Source organism: Halorubrum sp. SS7 (assembly GCF_005435055.1).
Classification (GTDB): domain Archaea; phylum Halobacteriota; class Halobacteria; order Halobacteriales; family Haloferacaceae; genus Halorubrum; species Halorubrum salinarum.
This window is the reverse complement of record NZ_SGXV01000312.1, coordinates 1-456: the sequence shown is the minus strand read 5'-3', so window position 1 is coordinate 456 and position 456 is coordinate 1. Positions and strand designations below refer to the sequence as shown.

Genomic DNA, 456 nt, shown 5'->3' with positions numbered 1-456 from the left:
GGCGACACGAGACTCCCGACGACCAATCCACCGAGACCGGCGATAACGACGGTGGCGGTGGCTCGCTCCAGTCGGGGCGGCGGCCACTCCCGGGACCGACCGCGACGCCACCACAGCAGGTAGTAGAACAACACAATTCCCGAGAGCGGTGCGAGAACGCCCCAAACGGCCGGATAGTCGCTCCCGCGAGCGTGGGCGTCTAAGTTGACCCAGACGCCGGACGCGAGCCAGACGGACAGGACGAGGGCGGCGCCGAACGCGACGGCGGGTGTGAGGAGGGACACGATCGAGTGTTCAGCCCGATCGGTAATCGGTCTTCCCCCAGAATGAATCGTCCGCGCGAGACCGATTTCTTCGCAGTCACCGACGTAGCCGCGCCGCTCAAGTGCCTCGCCGCCCAACGACGCGTATCGTGAGCGACGACGACTCCCCCCTCTCGGAGGACCGCCCGACCGT

1 protein-coding gene is annotated in these 456 nt (G+C 67.3%); it reads right to left on the bottom strand.

The features are described 5' to 3' along the window. On the bottom strand, positions 1–284 hold a 284-nt coding region (locus EXE44_RS21220; protein WP_137718058.1), incomplete at its 3' end, for a hypothetical protein. Positions 285–456: the final 172 nt, after the last annotated feature.